Annotated in this window: 1 protein-coding gene; it reads left to right on the plus strand. The window is 44.6% G+C overall.

Features of this window, described 5'->3' with window-relative positions; genetic code table 11:
* Positions 1-534 (plus strand): hypothetical protein (locus N1032_RS27545; RefSeq protein ID WP_259543913.1); only part of this gene is annotated, 534 nt, incomplete at both ends.

The raw sequence follows: 534 nt of genomic DNA on the forward strand, positions 1-534 counted from the left end.
CAGGATCAGCTAAAAAGTATTACCTCAGATATTAACGAACAGCGTGATGCCGCTCTCCAGAATATTAACCAACGTGCTACTACTTCTGGTGCTATGGGATCAAGCCGTGCAGGTGTAACAAGTGGCGTAGCCATTGGTAAAGCACTTAGTGCTGTAGGACAAGCCTCTGTACAATACCGCACAGCAGAAGAACAAAACGCCGCTAATCGTCTGAATAGTTATTTAAGCCTACGCTCTAACACTGCTAATACTTATTCGCAGATTGGACAACAGCAACAGGCTCAAGGGCTGAATGCATACAATACAGGTATGACCTATGCAAATCAGGTTAACCAGATTCAGACCCAAAATTATCAAAATCAATTAGTCGTCGGACAGCTACAACAGGCACAACAGCAGCAAGAATTAGACATTCAGCGGCAAAATCAGCTAATGGCACAATCTCCAGCCCTTGCACGGTTGAGCTATTACAATCAGGTATATCTGCCTATGGCTAACCTGTCTACAACTGGCACTAGTGCAAGCACTTCACAG

It is taken from the genome of Herbiconiux daphne (assembly GCF_024979295.1).
Classification (GTDB): Bacteria; Actinomycetota; Actinomycetes; order Actinomycetales; family Microbacteriaceae; genus Herbiconiux; species Herbiconiux daphnes.